The organism is Paraburkholderia bannensis (assembly GCF_014200455.1).
Lineage (GTDB): Bacteria > Pseudomonadota > Gammaproteobacteria > Burkholderiales > Burkholderiaceae > Paraburkholderia > Paraburkholderia bannensis_A.
Window position 1 is genome coordinate 62,977 of sequence record NZ_JACHBW010000015.1, and the last position, 23,607, is coordinate 86,583.

General features: G+C 62.9%; 20 protein-coding genes. 6 read left to right on the forward strand and 14 right to left on the reverse strand.

What is annotated here, in order from left to right; all coding sequences use genetic code 11:
* Positions 1-127: 127 nt before the first annotated feature.
* The 11 genes from F4827_RS23925 to F4827_RS35495 form a co-directional block, all read right to left on the reverse strand.
* Positions 128-1,432, reverse strand: a complete 1,305-nt coding sequence (locus tag F4827_RS23925; RefSeq protein WP_183728267.1) for an FAD-binding oxidoreductase — start codon at positions 1,430-1,432, stop codon at positions 128-130.
* A 27-nt stretch (positions 1,433-1,459) separates the two neighbouring features.
* On the reverse strand, positions 1,460-2,752 hold the full coding sequence (locus F4827_RS23930) for an FAD-binding oxidoreductase (protein WP_183728271.1): 1,293 nt from the start codon (positions 2,750-2,752) through the stop codon (positions 1,460-1,462).
* An 89-nt stretch (positions 2,753-2,841) separates the two neighbouring features.
* Entirely contained in the window at positions 2,842-4,434 is a 1,593-nt protein-coding gene (locus F4827_RS23935; RefSeq protein ID WP_183728273.1) for a DUF3138 family protein, read from the reverse strand.
* A 151-nt stretch (positions 4,435-4,585) separates the two neighbouring features.
* The gene (locus F4827_RS23940) at positions 4,586-5,497 is read right to left on the reverse strand and encodes an ABC transporter permease subunit (protein WP_183728276.1); all 912 of its coding nucleotides are present in this window, start codon (positions 5,495-5,497) and stop codon (positions 4,586-4,588) included.
* Entirely contained in the window at positions 5,494-6,456 is a 963-nt protein-coding gene (locus F4827_RS23945; protein ID WP_183728279.1) for an ABC transporter permease subunit, read from the reverse strand. The genes F4827_RS23940 and F4827_RS23945 overlap by 4 nt, the downstream gene beginning before the upstream one ends.
* Before the next feature lie 16 nt (positions 6,457-6,472).
* Positions 6,473-7,624: an ABC transporter ATP-binding protein gene (locus F4827_RS23950; RefSeq protein ID WP_183728282.1), complete on the reverse strand. Its 1,152-nt coding sequence runs from the start codon at positions 7,622-7,624 to the stop codon at positions 6,473-6,475.
* 298 nt (positions 7,625-7,922) lie between these two features.
* The gene (locus F4827_RS23955) at positions 7,923-9,044 is read right to left on the reverse strand and encodes a polyamine ABC transporter substrate-binding protein (RefSeq protein ID WP_183728285.1); all 1,122 of its coding nucleotides are present in this window, start codon (positions 9,042-9,044) and stop codon (positions 7,923-7,925) included.
* Positions 9,045-9,123: 79 nt separating this feature from the next.
* Positions 9,124-10,566 carry an aspartate aminotransferase family protein gene (locus tag F4827_RS23960; RefSeq protein WP_183728288.1) on the reverse strand — a complete coding sequence of 481 codons (1,443 nt, stop codon included), beginning with the start codon at positions 10,564-10,566 and terminating at the stop codon, positions 9,124-9,126.
* 19 nt (positions 10,567-10,585) lie between these two features.
* A complete protein-coding gene (locus F4827_RS23965) occupies positions 10,586-11,920 on the reverse strand; it encodes a glutamine synthetase family protein (protein WP_183728291.1) in 1,335 nt (444 codons plus the stop codon).
* Between the two features lie 31 nt (positions 11,921-11,951).
* The gene (locus F4827_RS23970) at positions 11,952-12,770 is read right to left on the reverse strand and encodes a gamma-glutamyl-gamma-aminobutyrate hydrolase family protein (RefSeq protein WP_183728294.1); all 819 of its coding nucleotides are present in this window, start codon (positions 12,768-12,770) and stop codon (positions 11,952-11,954) included.
* A gap of 295 nt (positions 12,771-13,065) precedes the next feature.
* On the reverse strand, positions 13,066-13,302 hold the full coding sequence (locus F4827_RS35495) for a hypothetical protein (protein ID WP_311674404.1): 237 nt from the start codon (positions 13,300-13,302) through the stop codon (positions 13,066-13,068).
* 439 nt (positions 13,303-13,741) lie between these two features.
* On the opposite strand from F4827_RS35495, the gene F4827_RS23975 reads away from it, so the two are divergent.
* From F4827_RS23975 to speB, 3 genes are all read left to right on the forward strand, one after another.
* Positions 13,742-14,311, forward strand: a complete 570-nt coding sequence (locus F4827_RS23975; RefSeq protein WP_183728297.1) for a cupin domain-containing protein — start codon at positions 13,742-13,744, stop codon at positions 14,309-14,311.
* A 103-nt stretch (positions 14,312-14,414) separates the two neighbouring features.
* Positions 14,415-15,905 (forward strand): aldehyde dehydrogenase, encoded by a 1,491-nt coding sequence (locus F4827_RS23980; protein WP_183728299.1) that lies wholly within the window; start codon positions 14,415-14,417, stop codon positions 15,903-15,905.
* Positions 15,906-15,982: 77 nt separating this feature from the next.
* Positions 15,983-16,945, forward strand: coding sequence for an agmatinase (gene speB, locus F4827_RS23985; protein WP_183728302.1), 963 nt, complete (start codon positions 15,983-15,985; stop codon positions 16,943-16,945).
* Positions 16,946-17,133: 188 nt separating this feature from the next.
* On the opposite strand, the gene F4827_RS23990 is transcribed toward speB, so the two are convergent.
* The 3 genes from F4827_RS23990 to F4827_RS24000 form a co-directional block, all read right to left on the reverse strand.
* Positions 17,134-17,979: a carbohydrate ABC transporter permease gene (locus tag F4827_RS23990; protein WP_183728305.1), complete on the reverse strand. Its 846-nt coding sequence runs from the start codon at positions 17,977-17,979 to the stop codon at positions 17,134-17,136.
* Positions 17,976-18,890, reverse strand: a complete 915-nt coding sequence (locus F4827_RS23995; protein ID WP_183728577.1) for a carbohydrate ABC transporter permease — start codon at positions 18,888-18,890, stop codon at positions 17,976-17,978. Before F4827_RS23995 ends, F4827_RS23990 begins: the two co-directional genes overlap by 4 nt.
* 219 nt (positions 18,891-19,109) lie before the next feature.
* Positions 19,110-20,342, reverse strand: coding sequence for an ABC transporter substrate-binding protein (locus F4827_RS24000; RefSeq protein WP_183728314.1), 1,233 nt, complete (start codon positions 20,340-20,342; stop codon positions 19,110-19,112).
* A gap of 290 nt (positions 20,343-20,632) precedes the next feature.
* Here F4827_RS24000 and F4827_RS24005 point away from each other — a divergent pair, with 290 nt between their 5' ends.
* The 3 genes from F4827_RS24005 (at position 20,633) to F4827_RS24015 (ending at position 23,476) form a co-directional block, all read left to right on the forward strand.
* Entirely contained in the window at positions 20,633-21,406 is a 774-nt protein-coding gene (locus F4827_RS24005; RefSeq protein WP_183728317.1) for an SDR family oxidoreductase, read from the forward strand.
* A gap of 37 nt (positions 21,407-21,443) precedes the next feature.
* Positions 21,444-22,523 (forward strand): ABC transporter ATP-binding protein, encoded by a 1,080-nt coding sequence (locus tag F4827_RS24010; RefSeq protein WP_183728320.1) that lies wholly within the window; start codon positions 21,444-21,446, stop codon positions 22,521-22,523.
* Positions 22,524-22,603: 80 nt separating this feature from the next.
* Positions 22,604-23,476: a MurR/RpiR family transcriptional regulator gene (locus tag F4827_RS24015; RefSeq protein WP_183728323.1), complete on the forward strand. Its 873-nt coding sequence runs from the start codon at positions 22,604-22,606 to the stop codon at positions 23,474-23,476.
* Positions 23,477-23,607 lie beyond the last annotated feature (131 nt).

Consider the following 23,607-nt stretch of genomic DNA (forward strand, 5'->3'; position numbering starts at 1 on the left):
CCCCATTTCTGCATGTGCGCGACGATAATACGTCGGCGATTGCGCCTGATGAGCGCCCAGGATTCAAGGCGCGCAAGACGTTTTCGCTCTATCGCGCATCACATGACGCGTGAGCACGCGCGGGCGCTCAAAACATTTCCATGACGCGGTGATACATCATGCCGATCTCCAGCGCGGGCCTGCGCCACGCCGGCCCGCCTGGGAAGCGCGCGTGACGGACCTGCGAGAACAGATCGTAGGACGCGCGCTCGCCCGCGATCGCCTGAGCCACCACACGTCCGGCGATGCCTGTGAGCGCAACGCCATGCCCCGAAAACCCCTGCACATAAAAATAGTTCGGGTCCACGGCCCCAAAATCCGGCGCGCGATTGCGCGTGACGTCGACGAAGCCGCCCCACGCATACTCCACCTGCACGCCTTCGAGTTGCGGAAATACGCCGGTCATGCGCGTTTTCATCGCTTCGGCAAGCTGTGCGGGCGCGGCGCCCGTTGAATCGGCGCGTCCGCCGAACAGCAGGCGATGGTCCGCCGATAGCCGGAAATAGTCGAGAAAGAAGTTGTTGTCGCAAATCGCCGCGCGGCTGGGAATCAGCGCGTCGGCGCGTGCACGGCCCAGCGGTTCGGTGGCGATGATGTACGAGGCGATCGGCGCGATGCGCGCTTCGATGGACGCTGGCAGCACACCGCCAGGCGCAGCATTGCAGCACGACACCACGAAGCGGCAACGCACCTCGCCGCGCGCGGTCTTTACCACCGGCTTTGCGCCGCGCACCACTTCGACGGCACGCGAATGCCCGAACAGTTGCGCGCCTTCCTCGCGCGCGGCAGCCGCAAGGCCGAGGCAATACTTGAGCGGATGCAGATGGCCGGAAACGGGATCGTAGACGCCCGCCAGATAGGCCTGAGAATTCACCCGCGCGCGCGTCGCATCGGTGTCCTGCCATTCCAGCTTGTCGTAGCCCCAACGCTTCTGCGCGGCCTCCATCCAGGCGCGCAGATCGGGCACGCGCTTGGGCCGGGTTGCCACGGTCATGTAGCCCGACGTGAAATCGCAGTCGATGCCGTAACGGGCGATGCGCTCTTTCACCAGCGCCACGCCTTCGATCGACAGCGCCCACGCCGCACGAATCCCTTGCGCGCCGAGCTGTTTCTCCAGCACTTCATCCTTCGCGAAACCGACGAGCGTTTGCCCGCCGTTGCGACCCGACGCACCCCAGCCTGGCCGATGCGCGTCGAGCACCACCACCGACAGCCCGCGCGCCCGGCATTCGAGCGCCACCGACAGTCCCGCGAAGCCCGCGCCGATCACGCAGACATCCGCTTCGAGCGCGCCTTCGAGTACCGGGTCGTCGTCGGCGGGGCGCGTGGCGGTGGCTTCGTAATACGAGTGGCGGGCGAGCACGTCCGCCTGGGCGTCGAGGTCCAGTTTCATCGGTAGTGTTCCATCAAATGCGTTGCATCAAAGCAGGTCTTTCATTCGATACCATGCCATCGCCAGCACGAGGGCAGGGGTGCGCAGTGCTGCGCCGCCGGGGAAGTCGCGGTGGCGGATCTTGCCGAACAGGTCGAAGCGCGCGGCCTGGCCGTGAATGGCTTCGGCGATCAGCGTGCCCGCGAGTCCCGTGGTGTTCACGCCGTGGCCCGAAAAGCCCTGTGCGAAATATACCGTGGGCGAGAGGCGGCCAAAATGGGGCGCGCGGTTCATCGTGATATCGACGAAGCCGCCCCACGCATAGTCAACCTTGACATCGGCGAGTTGCGGAAAGGTCTTGAGCATGTCGCTGCGCATGGCTTCGCCCAGATTGCGCGGCTCGAAGGTCGAATAGCTGACCTTGCCGCCCCAGAGCAGGCGCGTATCCGGCGCGGGGCGGAAGTAGTCGAGGACAAAGCGGCTATCGCACACCGCCGCCTGCGCTGGCATGAGCGCGGCCATACGCTCTTTGCCCAGCGGTTCGGTAGCGATCACGTAGGTGCCCACCGGCATGATCTTGCGCGCGAGCTCCGGCGCGAGCGTGCCCAGATGGGTATTGCATGCGAGCACAACGAATTTCGCGCGCACCTTGCCTTGCGCGGTTTCGATGGTGTGGCCGCCCGGCTCGTCGCGCAGGTTCGTAACGGCGCTGTCCTCGAAGATCTGCACGCCCGCTTCGCGCGCTGCGCGCGCAAGCCCGAGCGTGTAGTTGAGCGGATGCAGATGACCGCTATCGGGATCGTACAGGCCGCCAGGATAGCGTTCCGATTGCACGTACTGCCGCACACCATCGCCATCCACGTAGCGGAAGCGGTCGTAACCAAAGCGTTGCGCGGCTTCGTCGCGCCATTGCTTGAGGTCGTCGACGTCGCGTGCCTTGTTTGCCGCCGTGAAATAACCTTCGGTCAACGCGCAGTCGATCCGGTGCTTCGCCACGCGCGACTTGACGATGTCGAGCGTTTCCAGCCCCATCGCCCAGATCTGCTTGACTTCGCTTTCGTTCATGAACTGGCCGAACGTGTCGATGCCGCATGCGAAGCCGCCAATCAACTGCCCGCCGTTGCGACCACTCGCCGCCCATCCGACTTTCGACGCTTCGAGCAGCGCGACGCGATAGCCGCGTTCAGCGAGATTGAGGGCTGTCGATACACCCGTGAGACCCGCGCCGATCACGCAGACATCGGCGTCGATCGTGCCCTGCAACACGGGATGGCGGGTGGCGTCGTTGGCGGTGGCTGCATACCAGGACGGCGCGTGAGGCTGATTGGCGAATTTGAGCATAGAAGAGACGTACGGGTTAAAGCGCGTACGAAAAAAAGCGGGCGGCGGCGCGGAGAATCCCGCAGGCGCGCCGCCCGCAAACGCACTCCTTAGAACGAGTAGATAAACTGCGCTCCCAGCAAGTCATTGCTCTTGCTGTACGAACCGTCGTTACGCAGGAACACCTTCTGCGACGCCCAGTCGTGGCGGTATTCCACCTTCACCGTGATCTGCTGGGTCGGGTAGAACAGCAGATCCAGCGCTACATCCTGACGCACCGCGCCCTTGCACTCGAAGCCCAGCCCGCCGTTCGCCTGCGAATTTGCCAGGCAGTCCGCACCGATACCGAAGCCGTTGTACGGGTCCATGCCGTTGCCGTTGAGCGCCACGCCGGCACCGCCGCCGCCGTTCTTGCTGTCGGCGAGCACGTCGTAACGTGCGGTCACGCCCATGCGGCCCACCACCGGCGCGTTGAACTTGCGGTGCGCGAGCAGCGAGAAGCCGTACCACTGCGCGTTGCCGCCGTTGTACGCGGCGCGCTGCTGCTGGCCGTAATCGACTTCGGCGTTGTACTGGACGTCCGCTGCCGTATAGCTCGCATCCACTTCGCCGAAGAAGAAGTAGCCGCCCGAGCTGCTCGCCTGACCGCCCGGGCCATAGACCGCCTGGCCCGTGGTGGAATCGATCGCGCTCGACAGCGTCTGGCGGCCGATATTGAACGATCCGCCGATATCCAGCGCGCTCGACCACGTGTAATCCGCGCGGGCCGTGAGGGTCGGGATCTTGTTGCTGGTGGTGATCGGGTCGCCCAGCGCATTCGTGCCCGTCTGCGTGACCGAACCGTAGGTGCGGTACTGCTCGTTGCCCAGCATGAACTTGAAGGCCCACTGGCTGCCGTCCGGCGTGTAGTTCCAGCCCACGCCCACGTAGCTGCCCGGATCCGAGAAGTCGTACAGCAGGTTGTGGGTGAGGGTGAGCATCTGGTTCGACTGCTGCACCTCGTAGCCGCCAAAGCTCGGCATCAGGCCCGCAACGAAGGTCTGCGTGGCCGTGATCGGCACCGTGATGACCGCCGTGTTCAGGATGTTGTTGCCGATATCGCCATGCTCGTTGGCCAGCAGCGTGATGCCGTTGCCGCGGTTGGGCATGAGCGTGATTTCAGCCGACGGGGCCATCGGACCCACGCCAAACGTCTTCTTGATGTCGAGGTAGAGATCGCCGAACGTGCTGTTGAAGTAGTTGTACGAACTTTCGTGATTCGCGAACAGGAACGACGAGGTGCCCGGGGCGCGGTTATACAGATAGGTCGGGTCGATATAGCCCGTGACCGAGAGGCCCGCGAGCGGCCCGGTATTGGCGGCGTCGGAGAGCGAATCCACCTTGAGCTGCTGGCCGGCGATCTGCTGCTTCATCGCTTCGACTTCGTCGTTGGTCAGATGCGCGGGCGCCTTGCCGTAGTCGGGCGAGGAGATGTCCACTTCCGGCGCGGCGGCCGTGGTCGCCGGTGCGGGAGCGATGGCCAGCTTCGACGAACCCTTCGCGGTGGTCTTCGATTCCGCGAGTTCGCTCTTGAGCGATTTCACCTCTTTTTGCAGGGCATTGAGCTGCTGCTGCAGGGCCTTGATCTGGTCGCTGGTCGAGTCCGCAAACGCGAGCCCCGGCAGTGCCCCGGCCACCAGCAGACAGATTAACTTCTTCTTCATCGACATTCTCCTTATGGGTCGTTATTGCAGGCGTTTCGACGTTCAGTTCTTTTATTGCCAACTGCGGTTGTTCTTCGACTTCTCTGTTCTGCTGGCCGTTTTTTATCCGGCGCGCGCATGGCTACGCGCGCCGTGTCGGGTCATCAAAAAATCACGCGGCGCGCCGCCCGATCGGCGACCCTACTGCGCCCGGCGGTGTACCGCCGGTTGCCGTTTCGGCTGGATCGGGTTGCGTGAAAGCCATCTGCATATCTCGAATACGCTTCTTTTCACGCGCGCTCATCAACTGGTTCACGGCAATCACGCCGATCGTCACGGCGGTAATAAAGAGCGTCGCCAGCGCGTTCATCTCCGGATTCAAACCCAGGCGCACACGCGAGAACACCACCAGCGGCAGCGTCGTCGAGCCGGGGCCCGAAAGAAACGCGGAGAGCACGAGGTCGTCGATCGAGAGCGTGAACGAGAGCAGCCAGCCCGACAGCAGCGCCTGCGAGATCAGCGGCAGCGTGATGACGAAGAACACCTTGAGCGGCGTGGCGCCCAGATCGAGTGCGGCCTCTTCGAGCGACTTGTTCATCTCCTTCACACGCGACTGCACGATGATCGCCACATACGACACGCACAGCATCACGTGACCGATCCAGATCGTGAGGATGCCGCGTCCCGCCGGCCAGCCGATCATCTGTTGCAGGGCCACGAACAGCAGCAGCAGCGAAATGCCCTGGATCACTTCGGGGATCACGAGCGGCGCGTTGATCATGCCGGTGTAGAGCGTGAAGCCGCGAAAGCGCCCCATGCGCGCCAGCACGAAACCCGCCCACGTACCGATCACGACCGATGCAAACGCCGTCATCAGACCGATCTTCAGCGACAGCCACGCCGCGCTCAACAGTTCTTCGTCCTGCAGCAGCGCCGCGTACCACTTGAGCGAAAAGCCCGACCACACCGTCACCAGTTTCGATTCGTTAAACGAATACACAACGAGGCTGATGATCGGGATATACAGAAACAGGAAACCAAGCGTGAGGACGCTGGTGGAAATCGCGCGATTGGGCTTGATCATTTGCTTTCCTCCAGCTCCTTGACCTGGTAGTACTGAAAGACCGCCATCGGCACGAGCAGCAGCAAGACCATCGCGACGGTGACAGCCGAGGCCATCGGCCAGTCCATGTTGTTGAAGAACTCGTCCCACATGACGCGGCCGATCATGAGCGTGTCCGCGCCGCCGAGCAGTTCGGGAATCACGTATTCGCCCACCGCCGGAATGAACACCAGCAGGCTGCCCGCGATGATGCCGTTCTTCGAAAGCGGCAGCGTGATCTGCGTGAACGCAACCCACGGTTTCGCGCCCAGGTCATACGCGGCTTCGAGCAGCGTGAGGTCCATCTTGCAGAGGTGCGCGTACAGCGGCATCACCATGAACGGCAGATACGAATAGACCATGCCGATATAGACGCCGGCATCGCTGTGATAAAGACGCAGCGGCGAATGGATCATGCCGATGGCCATGAGCGCGTGATTGAGCAGGCCGTCGTCCTTGAGAATGCCGATCCAGGCATAGACGCGGATCAGGAACGAAGTCCAGAACGGCAGCATCACGGCCATCATCAGCACATTGCGCGTGGCCGGATTGGAGCGCGCGATGTAATAGGCGATGGGATAACCAATCAGCAGACAGAAGAACGTCGACACCGCCGCCATCTTCAGCGAGCTGATATAGGTGGCGATATAGAGGCTGTCCTGCAGCAGGAACGCGTAGTGCGAAAGCTGCAGCGCGAGATGGACCATGCCGTCCTTCATCTCGACCAGGTTCGAATAGGGCGGAATGCCCATGACCTGATCGGCGAAGCTGATCTTGAGCACCAGCACGAAGGGCAGGGCGAAGAACAGCGCCAGCCAGATGAACGGCACGCCGATCACGGTGGTGCGGCCCGAGGGCACGAAGCGCGAGAAAAAACGCGCCAGCGCACCGCGCTTGACCGCGCTGTGCGGCGCGGCGGAAGTTGAGGGAACGGAACTCATTGGGTGATCCTCCGCATCAGGCCGTGAGCACGACGCCGCTGGACGGCGCCCACGAGACATAGACGTCGTCGTTCCAGGCCGGCGCCCCTTCGTTCATCAGATGCGAGCTGGACAGGTTCGACACCACTACCTTGCCGCCCGGCAAACGCACGTGATAGAGCGAATAGCTGCCCATATAGGCCACATCGGTAACCACGCCGCGCGCCCAGTTGTTGGCGGTGCCCGGCTTCTCGCGCGTCACGCGCACGCGCTCGGGGCGCACCGAAATGCCCACCGGCATGCCCAGCGGCCCGGTCACGCCGTGGCTCACATACATGCGGGTTTCCAGGTCCTCGCTTTCGACGAAGATGTGATCGGGCTCGTCCTCCACGACCTTGCCTTCGAACAGGTTGGTCGAGCCGATGAATTCGGCGGAGAAACGGCTGTTGGGAAATTCGTAGACTTCGCTGGGCGAGCCGATCTGCACGATACGGCCTTCGCTCATGACGGCGAGGCGATTGGCCATCGTCATCGCCTCTTCCTGATCGTGGGTGACCATCACGCAGGTGACATCGACCTTTTCGATGATGTTCACGAGTTCGAGCTGGGTCTTCTGGCGGATCTTCTTGTCGAGCGCGGACATCGGCTCGTCGAGCAGCAGCAGTTTGGGGCGCTTGACGAGCGAGCGTGCGAGCGCGACGCGCTGCTGCTGGCCGCCGGAAAGCTGATGCGGTTTGCGCTTCGCGTAGCGGCTCATCTGCACCAGATTGAGCGCGTCGGCCACGCGTTCCTTGATCTCGTTCTTCGGCACGCCTTCCTGCTTGAGGCCGAAGGCGACGTTAGTCTCGACGCTCATATGCGGAAAGAGCGCATACGACTGGAACATCATGTTGACGGGGCGGCGGTACGGCGGCAGCGAGGCGAGGTCTTCGCCATCGACGTAGATCTTGCCGGAGGTAGCGGTTTCGAGACCCGCGAGCATGCGCAGCAGCGTGGACTTGCCGCAGCCCGAGCTGCCGAGCAGCGCGAAGAGCTCGTTCTTCGCGATGTTCAGGCTCACATTGTTCACGGCGGTGCTGTCGCCGAACTTTTTGACGACGTTTTCGATGCGCACGAAAGCGTCGCGGGAGCTGGCCGTCGCGGCAGCGCGCGCGGCTTCGGAGGCGTTGACTTGGGACGTCGAATTCATGATGTAACTGGTTCCTTTCTGATCGCGGTACTGCCCGTTCTTGCGCGCCGCAGATAAACGCAGGCATGAGCTGTCCAGCACGGGGCGCAGAGCGACTCGCGGAGGTCAGTACTGCGAACGGAGCTCGTTGGAGACTGGCGCGTCGTCTTCTACAGGGGGCGGCACGCTCAGCCGGACTTCGAACAGCGGACTTCTGGCGGCGAGGGGTCGAGCGATCCCTCATCCGCGCGTTGTCTCCTTCCTTCTCCTTCGGCGCCCAGCCGTTCATCGACGGCTTTGAAGCGCCGGGTTTGAGTCTTTAGTGGCCCGTTTTCAGCTGCGACCACAGACGGTTTTCGAGGCGCAGGATGTCGGCCGGCATCGGCTTCATCAGCGTCATCTTCTTGAGCACTTCGTCGCCCGGGTAGACGGTCGGATCCTGCGCCACCGCCGGCGTCACGAACTGGCGCGCGGCCTTGTTCGCGGTCGGGTAGAAGACTTCGTTGGTAATCGCGGCGTTGACCTTCGGGTCCGAGATGTAGTTGATCCACTTCATCGCGGCTTCAGGGTGCGGAGCATCCTTCGGCACGACCATCACGTCGAACCACAGCAGACCGCCTTCCTTCGGATTGGCGAACTTGATGTGATACGAACGCTTGGCTTCCTCGGCGCGGCGGTGAGCGATACCCACGTCACCCGACCAGGCGAACGCGACGCAGATGTCGTTGTTCACGAGGTCGTTGATGTAGCCCGACGAGTTGAACTGCGTGATGTACGGGCGGACTTTCTTCAGCACTTCGAAAGCCGCCTGGTAGTCGGCCGGGTTCGTGCTGTTGGGGTTCTTGCCCATGTATTGCAGCGTGGCGGCGAAGGCGTCGACGGCCTGGTCGAGGAACGACACGCCACAGCCCTTGAGCTTCGAGAGATATTGCGGGTCGAAGATCAGCGACCAGCTATCGACCGGTGCATTCGCGCCGAGCGCCTTTTCGATGGCTTCCTGGTTGTAGCCCACGCCGTCGGTGCCGTAAGCCCAGGGCACGCCGTACTGATTGCCCGGATCGGCGTCGGCGATCATGTGCATCAGCAGCGGGTCGAGGTTCGAAAGATTGGGGAGCTTGGATTTATCGAGTTTCTGGTACACGCCGGCCTGAATCTGCTTGGCCATGTAGTTCGATGTCGGCACAACGATATCGTAGCCCGAGCTGCCCGCAAGCAGCTTCGCCTGCAGCGTGTCGTCGCTATCGTAGTTGTCGTACTTGACGTGAATGCCCGTCTGCTTCTCGAAGTTCGGGATCGTGTCTTTCGCGATGTAGTCGGACCAGTTGTAGACGTTCAGTGCGTCGTCCGCGGCGCGAGCGGGCTGGCTCGAAGTCGCCGTGAGACCCGCGCAGACGGCAAGCGCGGCCAGTGCGACGGCATGACGAAGATGTCTGACACTCATGTTGATTTCCCCAGATGATGAAGGTCGGCGGGCGGCGCCCGCACCCCGTTGTGCGCCGCCGGCCCTTACAGTTGCAGCGTTACGAAAGTCCCAGTTGTTGCGCGGTTGCGTCGATGGCCTTCTTCGCCTTCGATACGATTTCGTCGATCTCGCCGCACGTGATGACGAGCGGCGGCGAGAGCAGCATGCGGTCGCCCGTGGCGCGCATGATGAGGTTGCCGTTGAAGCAGAAGTCGCGGCAGATCGTGCCCACGTCGCCGCCGTTCGCGAAGCGCTTGCGCGTCTTGGGATCTTCGGCGAGCTGCAGGCCGGCCACGAGACCCGCGCCCGAAATGTCGCCGATGATCGGATGATTCGCGAAGGTCTCGCGCAGCTGTTGCTGGAAGTACGGGCCGGTGTCCGTCTTCACGCGCTCGACAATCTTCTCGTCGCGCAGCAGCTTGAGGTTTGCTACTGCAACAGCGGCCGCGACCGGATGGCCCGAATACGTGAGGCCATGATTGAAGTCGCCGTTCTCGATCAGCGCCTTCGCCACGCGGTCATGCAGGCCGACGGCGCCCATCGGCACATAGCCGCTGGTGAGGCCCTTGGCCAGCGTGATGAGATCCGGCTCGAAGCCGAAGTGCTGATGCGCGAACCATTCGCCCGTACGGCCAAAGCCGCCGATCACCTCGTCGGCGCACAGCAGGATGTCGTACTTGCGGCAGATGCGCTGGATTTCCGGCCAGTAGGTCGAGGCCGGGAAGATCACTCCGCCCGCGCCCTGGAACGGCTCGCCGATAAACGCGGCGACGTTCTCAGCGCCCACTTCCAGGATCTTCGCTTCGAGTTGCTGAGCACGCGCGAGGCCGAATTCCTCGGGCGTGATGTTGCCTTCGGCTTCGCCGTAGAAGTACGGCTGGTCGATATGGACGATGTTCTCGACCTTCGAGGGCATCTGCTCGTGCATATAGCCCATGCCGCCCAGCGTGCCCCCCGCGATGGTCGAACCGTGATAGCCGTTCTTGCGCGAGATGACGACCTTCTTCGAGGGCTTGCCTTGCGTGAGCCAGTATTGATGCACGATGCGCAGCACCGTGTCGTTGCCTTCGGAGCCGCTGTTGCAATAGAAGAAGTGATTGAACGGCTCCGGCGAGAGTTCGGCGAGCAGCGCCGAAAGCTCGATCACCGGCGGGTGGGTGGTCTTGAAGAACGTGTTGTAGTACGGCAGTTCCTGCATCTGCGTATAGGCGGCGTCAGCCAGTTCCTTGCGGCCATAGCCCACGTTCACGCACCAGAGGCCGGCCATGCCGTCGATGATCTGGTTGCCTTCCGAATCCCACAGGTACACGCCCTTGGCCTTCACGATCACGCGGCTGCCGCTCTTGTTGAGCGAGCCCATGTCCGAGAACGGATGGATGTGATGCGCGGCGTCGAGCGCGCGATACTCGGCCGTGGTACGGGCGCTCTGCGATGCTTGCGCGCGCAACGTCGTCGGCACTTCCTTCAGTGCGCTGGCGGGGGCGTCGATCCGATAGTTCATTTTCAATGTCTCCTTTCTTTTACACGTGCAGCAGCAGGTGCTTGCGTTCCCACGAGCTGATCACGCGGAAATACGCTTCGTATTCGGTTTCCTTGAGCGCGAGGTAAGCGCGCACGAACTTCTCGCCGAGGAGGTCGTTGAGCGGCTCACAACCGCTCATCAGCGTGAGGCCTTCCTCCAGGTTGCGCGGCAACTGGTAAGGCAGCGCATAACCGTCGCTCAGCAGCGGCTCGGTGGGTTTGAGATGCTGCGTCATGCCCAGATAGCCGGCGGCGAGCGTCGCGGCGATGGCGAGGTACGGGTTCGTGTCCACGCCCGGAATACGGTTCTCCACTCGGCGCGCGGCCGGCGAGGAATACGGCACGCGGAAGCCCACGGTACGGTTGTCGTAACCCCAGGCCACGTTGATCGGCGCGGCCATGAAGCGTGACAGGCGGCGATACGAATTGATATACGGCGCGAAGATCGGCATCAGGGCCGGCGTGTACTTCTGCAGGCCCGCGATATACGCATGGAACATGTCAGTGGGCTTTCCGTCCGCGCCGGTGAAGAGGTTCTGGCCGCTTTCCGCCGAGATCAGGCTCTGGTGGATGTGCATGGCCGAACCCGGCTCGTTTTCCATCGGCTTCGCCATGAAAGTGGCGTACATATGATGGCGCAGCGCCGCTTCGCGCACGGTGCGCTTGAAGAGGAACACGCGGTCGGCCAGACCCAGCGGTTCGCCGTGCATGAAGTTGATTTCCATCTGCGCGGCGCCGACTTCGTGAATCAGCGTGTCGACTTCGAGGTCCTGAATTTCGCAGTACTCGTAGATGTCTTCGAAGAGCGGATCGAACTCGTTCACCGCTTCGATCGAATACGCCTGGCGGCCCGTTTCCGGACGGCCCGTACGGCCGATCGGCGGCGCGAGGGGAAGGTCCGGATCCTTGTTCATATCGACGAGATAGAACTCCAGTTCCGGCGCGATGATGGGCTTCCAGCCCTTCGCTTCGTAGAGTTCGAGCACGCGGCGCAGCACGCGGCGCGGCGAGATTTCAACGGGCGAGCCGTCGAAGTGCACGCAATCGTGGATCACCTGGGCGGTGGGATCGGTCGCCCACGGAATGATGCGGATCGTCGAAGCATCCGGCACGCAGACCATGTCGGGGTCGGTTACGCCGGTAAGGCTGCCGTCTTCCGGGTAGTCGCCGGTGACGGTCTGGATCATCACGGCTTGCGGCAGGCGCATGGATTCGCCCGATTCGAACTTGTTGCGCGGAATGATCTTGCCGCGCGCGATGCCGGCCATATCCGGAATGATCGCTTCGATTTCGGTGATGTGATGTTTCTTCAGGAATTCGTCGATGTCGTGCATTGTCGTTCTCTCTGTTCTGTGTGGGCCGGCGTCAGACCTGCGCGGCATGTGCACGTGCGGGGTGGCGTGCGGCGCCGTCCGGCGTCTGGACCGAACTGCGGGCCAGCATGCGGGCGCGGCAGGCGTCGCCAAAGGCGCGGAAGATAGCGGTGGAAAGCGCGTTTTGCGCGTGCAGCCATTCGGGGTGCCATTGCACGCCCAGCGCAAAACTACTTGCGTTCGCAACGGTGATTGCTTCGACCAGGCCGTCCTCGGCCGTTGCGTCCGCAACTAGTCCTTGACCGAGCGTGTCGATGCCCTGACCGTGCAGCGAATTCACGCGAGCTTCGCGTGCGCCGCCTGCGAGCGTCTGCAGCAGGCCGCCTTTTGCAAGCGCGATGGTGTGCGCGGGACCATATTGCGTTTCGAGCGGATCGGCCTTGTTTTCACGATGATCGTTGAGGCCGTCCACGGCATGCACCTCCTGATGCAGCGTGCCGCCGAACACCACGTTCATTTCCTGAAAGCCGCGGCAGATGGCCAGTACCGGCACCCCTGCGTCGATGGCCGCGCGCAGCAGCGGCAACGTCGTGGCGTCGCGCGCCGGATCGTGCAGCGTGCCGGCGGCGCTGGCCGGGCCGCCATAACGGTGAGGCTCTACGTTCGAATAGCTGCCTGTGAAGAGCAGGCCGTCCACGGCGTCCAGAATGTCGGCCGTAGCCTGCCGGTCACCCAGCGCGGGCAGCACGAACGCGAGCCCATCCGACCCATCCACGGCAGCGGCGAGGTACTTCTCGCCCGTTACGTGCGATGCGTGCGGCCCCATCATGGTGCGATCGGCAGTAACTCCAATCAATGGTTTGGTTCGCATGACTAACGCCTAGTTTCTTCTTCCTGTCGCATCGCGAATCAAGCTGATTTTAGCGATGCTTCAGGCGTGACATGACCTTGCAACCGTGCAGAAGACACGGCCGCAAACCTTTAAGTGCGGGGCGCAGCGGCGCTAACGGATCGCGCTGCGCGTGGAGATCATGTACGCGGTTCGTTTCCTGCCGTTGTGGGGCGCGACGGTGTTCAGGCGTGCGCATCCACATCGGGCGCGCGCAGCAGGACAGCCCGCTCGCGATCGACGGCGAATGAAACGAACAGCGCAGGAAGGAGAGGCGCTAGGGCAGCAGCGACGCGACTTCGTCGGTGTGTACCGCGATAAATGCGCGTGCCGAGACGGCGTTATGGCGACGGACGGACCGACGGGAAAGGATTGTGAAAACGGATAGAAGCGCGGACAGAAGCGGACGAGAGGCAAGCCTGCCGCTACTGCCATCGGCGACGGCGCCGCAGTCACTGCGAAGACACCTCGCATGACTTCGATCCCATCTCACCAGAGGGCCACGGACTCTCACAATTACACTCGACTGGAGTTTGTTGATCACTGTTTTTCGATGCGCGGCATGAAAACTGCGCTCTTCAGCATCGACACATGGGTGTCTTTCGATGTATCGAGCATTGATCGCGTGTTGCAGAGCAATGTAATGCGCTTTTCATCGTTCGATCGACCTGTGTTTCAGCATATACGAGCCAAAAAGGCCGTCAATTATTTTTTTACGTTTTTTATGTCAGCACTTTCCCCAAGACGTCCGTAAACGTCGCGCAGTACGAAATATCCTGCACTGTCTCTATATTTCGAATAACTTACAGGGGTTAGTACTGACGCAAAAAAAAACAAACTGATTAGAATATTCAACACGCCACCGCACCGCCGTGTAGCATTTCGGCCTGGATCCTGCGTGCGCTTCCAGTGTCTTTCCCGACCCAAACGGTTCTTCAATCGGTTCTTTAATCGTGTCCGAGTCTGTATCCGTTTCCTCTGAAGTTGCCACGCGTCTGCGCTACGTGCGCAAGCGCTATGGGCTGTCACAACGCGAGCTGGCCAAGCGCGCGGGCGTGACGAATGGCGCGATTTCGCTTATCGAGCAAAGTCGTGTCAGTCCCTCGGTGGGTTCGCTCAAGAAGCTCCTCGAATGCATACCGATGAGCCTCGCGGAATTCTTCACATTTGATCTCCACGAGGGCGTGAGCGTGGTGTCGCGGCGAGGCGAAATGCCGAACCTCGGCAACGCCTCCATCGAGTTCTATCTCGCGGGCGCGAACGTGAAGGACCGCAACATGGGTATCCTGCGCGAGGTGTATCAACCGCTTGCCGATACCGGCCCGGAAATGCTCTCTCACGCAGGTCACGAAGGCGGCGTGGTGGTGGCAGGCCAGATCGAACTGACCGTGGACGGCACCACCTGGCTGCTCGACCCCGGCGACAGCTATTACTTCGAAAGCCGCTTCCCGCACCGGTTTCGCAATCCCAGCGCAAACGAAGTCTGCGAAGTGGTGTCGGCGAATTCGCCGCCCACCTTCTAGGTCGTAACGCCCGCTTCGCAGGGTTCATCAACGCGCGTATCCGGTTCGCCTGTTGCCGTTGCTACGTCACGCCGGGCGGATCGTCAATCATTGAGGCATCCTGATGGAAAAGAAAACTCTCGCTTACTGGCAGGACAAGGCCGCGACGCTGAAGATCGAAGGTCGCGCATTCATCGACGGCGCGTATCGCGAGGCGTACTCGGGCCGCAGCTTCGAGTGCGTGAGCCCGATCGACGGCCGCGTGCTCGCGAACGTGGCGGATTGCGGCGCGGCGGATGTGGACGCTGCGGTGGCCGCCGCGCGCCGCTCGTTCAACGACGGCGTGTGGGCGGGCCTGAATCCGCGTGCGCGCAAAGCCATTCTGCTGCGCTGGGCCGCACTGATGCGCGAGCATCTCGACGAACTCTCGCTGCTCGAAACGCTCGACGCGGGCAAGCCGATCAGCGACACCACCTCGGTGGACGTGCCGGGCGCGGCCTATTGCGTGGAATGGTTCGCGGAGGCCATCGACAAGGTGGGGGGCGAGGTGGCGCCCGCCGATCATCACCTGGTCGGTCTCGTCACGCGCGAGCCGATTGGCGTGGTGGCCGCGGTCGTGCCGTGGAATTTCCCGATCCTGATGGCCTCGTGGAAGTTCGGCCCGGCGCTCGCGGCGGGCAATAGCGTGGTGCTCAAGCCTTCGGAAAAGTCGCCGCTCACGGCGATTCGCGTGGCACAGCTCGCGCACGAAGCGGGCATTCCCGCAGGCGTGTTCAACGTGCTCCCCGGCGGCGGCGAACCCGGCAAGCTGCTGGGCCTGCATCGCGACGTGGACTGCATCGCCTTCACGGGCTCGACCAATGTCGGCAAGCAGATCATGCAGTACGCCGGTCAGTCCAATCTCAAGCGCGTCTGGCTCGAACTGGGCGGCAAGTCGCCGAACATCGTGCTGCCGGATTGCCCCGATCTGGACCGCGCGGCCAACGCTGCGGCGGGCGCAATCTTCTACAACATGGGCGAGATGTGCACGGCGGGTTCGCGCCTGCTGGTGCACCGCGACATCAAGGACGTGTTCCTCGCCAAGCTCGTGGAAGCGGCGAAGGCGTACAAACCTGGCAATCCTCTTGATCCGGACGTATCGATGGGCGCGATCGTCGACAAGATCCAGATGGAGCGCGTGCTGGGATATATCGAGGCAGGGCGCAAGGACTCGAAGCTGCTGTTCGGCGGCGAGCGCGTGAACGAGGCGACCGGCGGCTTCTATGTCGAGCCGACCGTGTTCGATACGCATCACGACGCACGCATCGCTCGCGAAGAAATCTTCGGGCCGGTGCTGTCGGTCATCACGTTCAGCACGATCGACGAAGCGGTGCGTATCGCCAACGACAGCGATTACGGCCTGGCCGCGGCGGTGTGGACCTCGAACCTCACGAACGCGCATGAAATCGCGCGCCGTCTGCGCGCGGGCACGGTTTGGGTCAACTGCTACGACGAAGGCGGCGACATGAACTTCCCGTTCGGCGGCTTCAAGGAATCGGGCAATGGCCGCGACAAGTCGCTGCACGCACTTGAAAAGTACACCGAACTGAAGTCGACGCTCGTGCGTCTGCGTTAAGGCGATTCCCTCGCCCGCGTGGCGGCGCGCCAGCAGCGCCGCCACGCTTTCCCCTCGATACAAAAGACATCACACATATGGACGACACGATCCACGGCGACGGCGCGATCCGTCGCGGTTCGCTCTACGGCGCTTCCATCGAGAATACCTACGCGGGCGTGCTGTCGTTCATGCGCCGCAACTACACGCGCGATCTGCAAGGCGTGGACGTGGCGATCAGCGGCGTGCCGCTCGACCTTGCCACCACGTTTCGCTCGGGCGCGCGGCTGGGGCCATCGGCGGTGCGCGCGGCAAGCGTGCAACTCGCGGAACTGCATCCGTATCCGTGGGGCTTCAATCCCTTCGACACGCTGGCCGTAACCGACTACGGCGACTGCTGGTTCGATGCGCACAATCCGCTCTCGATCAAGCCTGCGATCATCGAGCACGCGCGCACCATCCTACGCTCGAACGCGAAGATGCTCACTTTCGGCGGCGATCACTTCATCACGTATCCGCTGCTGATCGCGCATGCGGAAAAATACGGCAAGCCGCTTTCGCTGATCCACTTCGACGCGCATTGCGACACCTGGCCTGACGATCATCCGGACAGCCTCAATCACGGCACGATGTTCTACAAGGCCGTAAAAGAAGGGCTGATCGATCCGAAGACGTCGGTGCAGGTGGGCATCCGCACCTGGAACGATGATTTTCTGGGCATCAATATTCTCGACGCCGCCTGGGTGCACGAACATGGCCCGCGCGCGGCGCGCGATCGCATTCTGGAGATTGTCGGCGAGCGGCCCGCGTATCTGACCTTCGATATCGACTGTCTGGACCCAGCCTTTGCGCCGGGCACGGGTACGCCGGTGGCGGGCGGTTTGTCGTCGGCGCAGGCGCTGGCGATCGTGCGCGGTCTGGAGGGCTTGAACCTGGTGGGCGCGGATGTGGTGGAAGTGGCGCCCGCTTACGATCAGAGCGAGATCACGGCGCTGGCCGCCGCGCATCTTGCCTGCGATCTGCTGTGTCTGTGGCGTCAGCGCAAGGTGGCGGGCCAATAAGCCAGCGCTCGGCCAGCAGCCCGAAGCTGATGTTCGTCGCTACGCTGCTGGTGATACCGCTGCTGGTGCTGATCCGGCCTTCGCACGGCGGCGCGCGACACGCAGTGCGCAACCACGCGCAACCACGCGCAACCACGCGCAACCACGCGCAACCACGCGCCGTCAGCGGCAACCCATCGGTCCGCGGCTTATTTCACCGCGCCCAGCGCGAGCCCCTTCACCATATAGCGCTGCAGCCACGCGAACACGACCGAAACCGGTAGCGTGGCCGCGAGCGTCGCCGCCATCACCAGTTCCCATTCGACGGTGTACTTTCCGGCCACCATGTCGGTGACCTGGACCGTGAGCGTCTTGTTTTCGGGCGAGCGGATCAGCGTGTAGACCACGGCGAATTCGTTCCACGCGCTGATGAAGGTGAAGATGGCGGTCACAACCACGGCGGGGATCGCGAGCGGCAGGAAGACGCGGAAAACCGCGCCTGTGCGGCTGCATCCTTCGAGCCACGCGGACTCCTCCAGATCGCGCGGCACCGTCTGGAAATACGACGACAGCATCCACACGGCGAAGGCGATATTGAACGCCGCATACGAAACGATCACGCCAATCTTCGAATCCACGAGATTGCTGTCGCCATAGGGAATCATCGCGGCGAGACGGAACAGCCCCACCACCAGCAGAATCGGCGAGAGCATTTGCGTGACAAGCAGGAACTGGCGATACGCGCCGCGCCCGCGAAACGGAAAGCGCGCGAGCGCATACGCGGCGGGCAGGCTCACGGCGAGCGCGAGCGCGGTCGACAGGAACGAAATGACGATGCTGTTGCGTAGCGCCACGCCGAAGTTCGCCGCTTGCCACATATCGACGTAATTCTCCCAGCGCCAATGCTGCGGCAGCCAGCGCGCCGGATAAACGAACACTTCGTTGGCCGGTTTGAACGAGGTGAAGAACATCACCGCGAACGGAAACAGCACGGCGATGACGAGCGGCGAAAGCGCAAGCCAGCACCACAGCGAGCGTTTGAGCTTGCGGTTCATGCGAGGTCTCCTTCTGCGCCGCCGCGCTTCGCCTGCACGCGCAGATATGCCACCGAGAACGCGAACAGGATCACCAGCATGATGAGCGAGACGGCCGCCGCTTCGCCTGGCCGCCCCAGCCGGAAGCCCAATTCGTAGAGATAGGTGACGAGGATGTGTGTGCTGTCGTCCGGGCCGCCCTGGGTCATCACCCAGATGATCGGGAACGAGTTGAACACGTAGATCACGTTCAGCAGGATCGCCATGTTGATGAAAGGCTTGAGTAGCGGCAGCGTGAGCTGGCGGAACTGCTGCCAGGCGCTCGCGCCGTCGATGCGCGCGGCTTCGTAGATGTCGCCGGGCACGGAAGAAAGGCCGCCCAGAAAGATCGTGGTGGTAAACGGAATCGACACCAGAATACCCACGGCAATCTCGACGGGGAACGCGTATTCGGGGGTGGCGAGCCAGTGGATCGGCCCGGCGATCAGGCCGAGCTTCTGCAGCGTGACGTTGACCATGCCGTAATCGTCGTTGAAGGCCCAGCGCCACACCACGGCGGTCATCGTGAGCGACACCGACCACGGCAGCATGACGATCGTGCGCGCGATGCCGCGTCCATAGAAGTCCTGATTAAGCACCAGCGAGACCGGCACGGAAATGCCCACGGTGCCCACCACCACGCAGAAGGTCCAGATGATGGTGTTTTTCAGCGCGCTGAGAAATACCGGGTCGCCGAATACGTTGTAGAAGTTCTGCAGCCCGCTGAAATCGCGGATCTGGCCAAAGCGCGACACATCGTGCAGTGACTGCCAGACGATGTTGAAGATCGGGTAGCTGATGATGAAAAGCGCCAGCGCGAGGCTCGGCACGATCAGCAGCCACGGGGCGCGGGGCAGGGCGATGTTGCGCTCGGCGCGATTGGGACGGCTCATGCGTTTGCCTGCGCGTGGGAGGTCGTTCGCAACGCCTGGCGGCGTCTGCTTCAGGGGACCGGTAGTCATGTCGTGATGCGTCCGGTGTTGCTTGCGATCAGTGGCAACAGTCGCAACAGTCGCAGGCCGTCGATCGAACAACGGGCGCGCGACGTAGCGTCATGCTACGCCACGCGCCGGTTCAAGCCGCGATGCCTTGCGGCGGCTGCGTTGGCTGTGTCACTTGCCGAGCGACTTGTTAGCTTCGGTTGCGGCCTGGTTCAGCGCATCGGCGGGTTTGGCCTTGCCGAGGTAGATCGACTGCATTGCGTTGGTCACGGCCTTGGCGGTGTCTTCCCAGCCTGTCACCGTGGGCGCGAACTTCGCGTGTGGCAGCAGCGCGACGAAAGCCTTGGTGTCCGGGTCCTGGAACGCCGGATCGGTAGCCTCGGCCTGGGTGGTCGGCAGGAAGCCTTCGGTGCTGGTGAATTCCACGCGCGGCTGCTTCGTGAACAGGAAGTCGAGGAACTTCCATGCGCTCTTCTTCACCTTCGAGTTCTTGAACATCATGATCGAGTCCGTGACCGCGTAGGTCGCGGGCGTGGTGGCGACCGGGATCGGATCGATGCCGTACTTGATGTTCGGCGCTTCCTTCTTCAACTGCTTGGCGAGGAACGGTGCGGAGATCATCATCGCCACCCGGCCTTGTTTGAAGAGGTTTTGCACGTCTTCGCGGCTGTAGCCGGTGACGCCCGGCTCCGTGAGGCCCTCATCGATGAGCTGTTTGTAGAGCGTGGCGGCCTTCACGCCGGCGGCCGAATTGAACGCGGCCTTGTTGTCCTTGCCCACCACGTCGCCGCCGTGGGTCCACAGCGCGTAATAGAAGTACACGTCGGTTTCGATTTCCTTGCCTTGCAGGCCGAACCCGGCGATGCCCTTGGCCTTGAGCTTCTTCGACGCGTCGATCACGTCGTTCCACGTCTTCGGGCCGTTCGGATAGCCCACCGAGGCGAGCATGTCCTTGTTGTAGTAGAGCGCGCGGGCCGAAGCCGCGATCGGCAGGCCGTAGATCTTGCCGTTGATTTCACCGGGCGCCAGGAACGGGCCAATGAAGCGGCCCTTGAAATTGGCGTCCATATAGGGATCGAGCGGCTCGGCAATGTCGTCCTTCACGAAGTCCAGCAGCCAGCGCGTGCCGATGATCGCGAGGTCGGCGTTGGCGCCGCCGGAGATATCCGTCTGCAGTTTCTGTTGCAGCGAATCCCAGTTCACGTCTTCGATCTTGATGGTCGTGCCGGGGTTGGCGGCTTCGAACTGTTTGGCCATTTTTTCGAAGTACGGGGCCGTAGCGTCGCTGTAGTGGGCGACGGTCACGCGGACCGTATCGGCATGCGCCGCGACGGTAATACCCGCAAACGCGAGTGCGACGGCGAGCTTGCCGAGCGTGGTGGATGCACGTGCCTTAAACGCCATTCTGTCTCTCCTAACGTGGTTATCTGGCTGGCCTTGCGTTGTTTGAAAAAATCCTACAGGATGAAAAAAGCGTTGTCACCTGGGAATCGCGATATTGTTTTCTGCTCCTGAATTTGCATAACATGCGGTAAAACAAGGGGAATCGCCGCAGTTCAATATTTGGGATGCCTACGTGTAAACTCTTGATCGTTGCTGTGATCAATGATTGAAAACATCGTGATGTTGGAAATTTACAGGCATGGCGAGGAACTGCGCCGCGCCCGAAAGCAACCTTTCACGGAGAGTCGACAATGAGCCGGGTGGTGCTGGTGACGGGCGCGTGCGGCGGGATAGGCCGTGCGTTGTGCAAACGATTCGTCGACGCGGGCGACACCGTGCTCGCGCTGGACCGCGAGGGCGCGGCCGTGCAGCAACTCGCCGGTGAATTCGGCGCGCAACGCCTCGAAGCGCTGGCCGCCGACGTGAGCGACGCAGCCGCGCTGGCGGATGCCGTGGCGCGGGCCGTCGCCGCGCGTGGGCCGGTGGACGTGGCAGTGGCGAACGCGGGCGGCGCGCTCGGCACGACGCTCGCACACACGGATGCCGCGAGCTGGCGCCGCGACGTCGACCTGAATCTGAACGGCAGCTACTACACCGTGGAAGCGGTGCGGGCCTCGATGATCGAGCGCGGGCGAGGCGTGCTGGTGCTGATCGGCTCCGTGAACGGCTTGAGCGCGCTTGGCCATCCCGCGTACAGCGCGGCCAAGGCGGCACTGGTGAGCTATACGAAAGCGCTGGCGATGGAGCTGGGGCCGCACTGCATCCGCGCGAATATCGTCTGCCCCGGCACCGTCAAAACCCAGGCGTGGCACTCGCGCGTGGCGAAGAATCCAGAAATATTCGAACAACTAAAGAAATGGTATCCGCTCGGCGACGTGGCCACGCCCGAGGATATCGCCGATGCCGTGCAGTTTCTCGCCTCGCCGCATGCGCGCGTGATTACGGGTGTTGCGTTGCCGGTGGATGCGGGGCTGATGGCGGGCAACCGGTTGATGGCGAACGAACTCACGCTCGACGAAATCTGAAGCACACACGGACGCACAAAGTGCACACGAGGACAGCATGGCAGCGGTACAACTGAACGGCATCTACAAGCGCTACGGCGAGACCCAGGTCGTGCATGGCGTCGATCTGGACATCGAGGACGGGGAGTTCGTCGTGCTGGTCGGCCCGTCGGGCTGCGGCAAGACCACGCTGATGCGCATGATCGCGGGGCTGGAGGACATTAGCGGCGGCGATCTGACCATCGGCGGCACGCGCGCCAATGCGCTGCCGCCGCAGCAACGCAATATCTCGATGGTGTTCCAGAGTTATGCGCTGTACCCGCATCTCTCGGTGTACGACAACATCGCGTTCGGCCCGCGCATTCGCAAGGAGCGCGAGGACGGCTTCAAGCCGCGCATCGAAGCCGCCGCGAAAATGCTCAACCTCTCGAACTATCTGGAGCGCCTGCCGCGCGCGCTGTCGGGCGGCCAGCGTCAGCGCGTGGCGATGGGCCGCGCCGTGGTGCGCGAGCCATCGCTGTTCCTGTTCGACGAGCCGCTGTCCAACCTCGACGCCAAACTGCGCGTGCAGATGCGCACGGAAATCAAGGCGCTGCATCAGCGTCTGCGCAACACGGTGGTGTACGTCACGCACGACCAGATCGAAGCGATGACGATGGCCGACCGCATCGTCGTGATGAACGCCGGGCGCATCGAGCAGATCGGCCGTCCGCTCGATCTCTACGACAAGCCCGGGAATCTGTTCGTGGCGAGCTTTCTGGGCTCGCCGTCGATGAACTTCGTGACGGGCACGGTGGTGAGCGATTCGCGTGGCGCGGCGCTGGTGCTCGAAGACGGCGTGCGCATCGCGATTCCCGAAGCACGCGCGCAGCAGGGCGCGCGTGTGACGCTGGGCATCCGTCCGGAACATATCGAAACGGGCAGCGGGGAGGGCCATCCGGGCGACGCGCCCTTCACCGTCGAAGTAATCGAGCCGACCGGCGCCGAGACCCACTTGTACGGGAAGATAGGCGGCAATTCATGGTGCGTCACGACGCGCGCGCGGCCCGGCATCGAACCGGGCCAGCGCATGACGCTGGGTTTGCCTCTCGCGCACCTGCATCTGTTCGATACCGAAAGCGGCAAGCGGCTCGATTGATGAGGTGAGTGTCCGGCCTCAGGCCTCGCATCGCTCGCGCCTTCCCTGGTTCATCCACGGCTCACTCCACGGAAAATAGCTTGCCGGTCTCCAACCTGATCCATCACATCCGCAATGTCGCGGAGTCGCTGCGGCCCGCCGAACGCAAGGTCGCGGAGATGGTGCTCGCCGACATCGACTTCGCGATGCGCGCGAGCATCACCGAACTTGCGTTGCGCGCCGATGTGTCCGAGCCTTCGGTCACGCGCTTTTGCCGTGCGGTGGGCGCGCATGGCCTGCGCGACTTCAAGATGCGGCTGGCGCAAAGCGCGGCGGGCGGCATGCCGTTCGCGGCGGCGCAGGAGGTGACGAGCGGCGATGTCACGCAGATCGGCACGCTGCTCGATAACGTGGCGGAAGCGGTGGTGCAGGGTGTCAAGCACGCGCGCGCGTCGCTCGATCCGGCGGTGTTCGAGGCGGCGGCAGCGGCGCTTGGCAGCGCGCGGCGCGTCTATTTCTTCGGTGTGGGTGCGGGGTCGGGGCTGGTGGCGCAGGACGCGGCGTTGCGTCTGCTGCGTCTGGATATCGCGGCGAGCGCGTTTACGGACGCGCATTTGCAGCGGCTTTATGCGGGGCTGCTGGAACCCGGCGATGTGGCGTTTGCGATTTCGCAGTCGGGGCGCAGTGTGGAAGTCAACGAGAGCATCCAGATCGCCAAGGAGCGCGGCGCGACCACGATTGCGCTGACCAATGCGGGCTCGAGGTTGGCGTGGGTGGTCGATATTCCCCTGCTGCTGCGTGTGCCTGCCGCGCAGGAGCCGCATGCGCCAGGTGTTGCGCGTATCGCGCATCTGGCGGTGATCGATGCGCTGGCGATTGCCGTGGCGATGGGGCTGACGCCGCGCACGCTGGAGAAGATGCGGGAAGCGCAGACGCGCAGTGGCTCGGACAGTGTGGGGGAGGTGAAGGAGTGAGGGGCGTCTGCCGCGCGAAGGCGATTGCATCGACGTCCGCCTGGCGTTCTCCAGCCGCCACGGCGCGCAGATCGAGCCGCCCGTCCGTCGCCCAGTTTTTTAGGGACGTAGCGCATCGCGTCGTCTGTCAG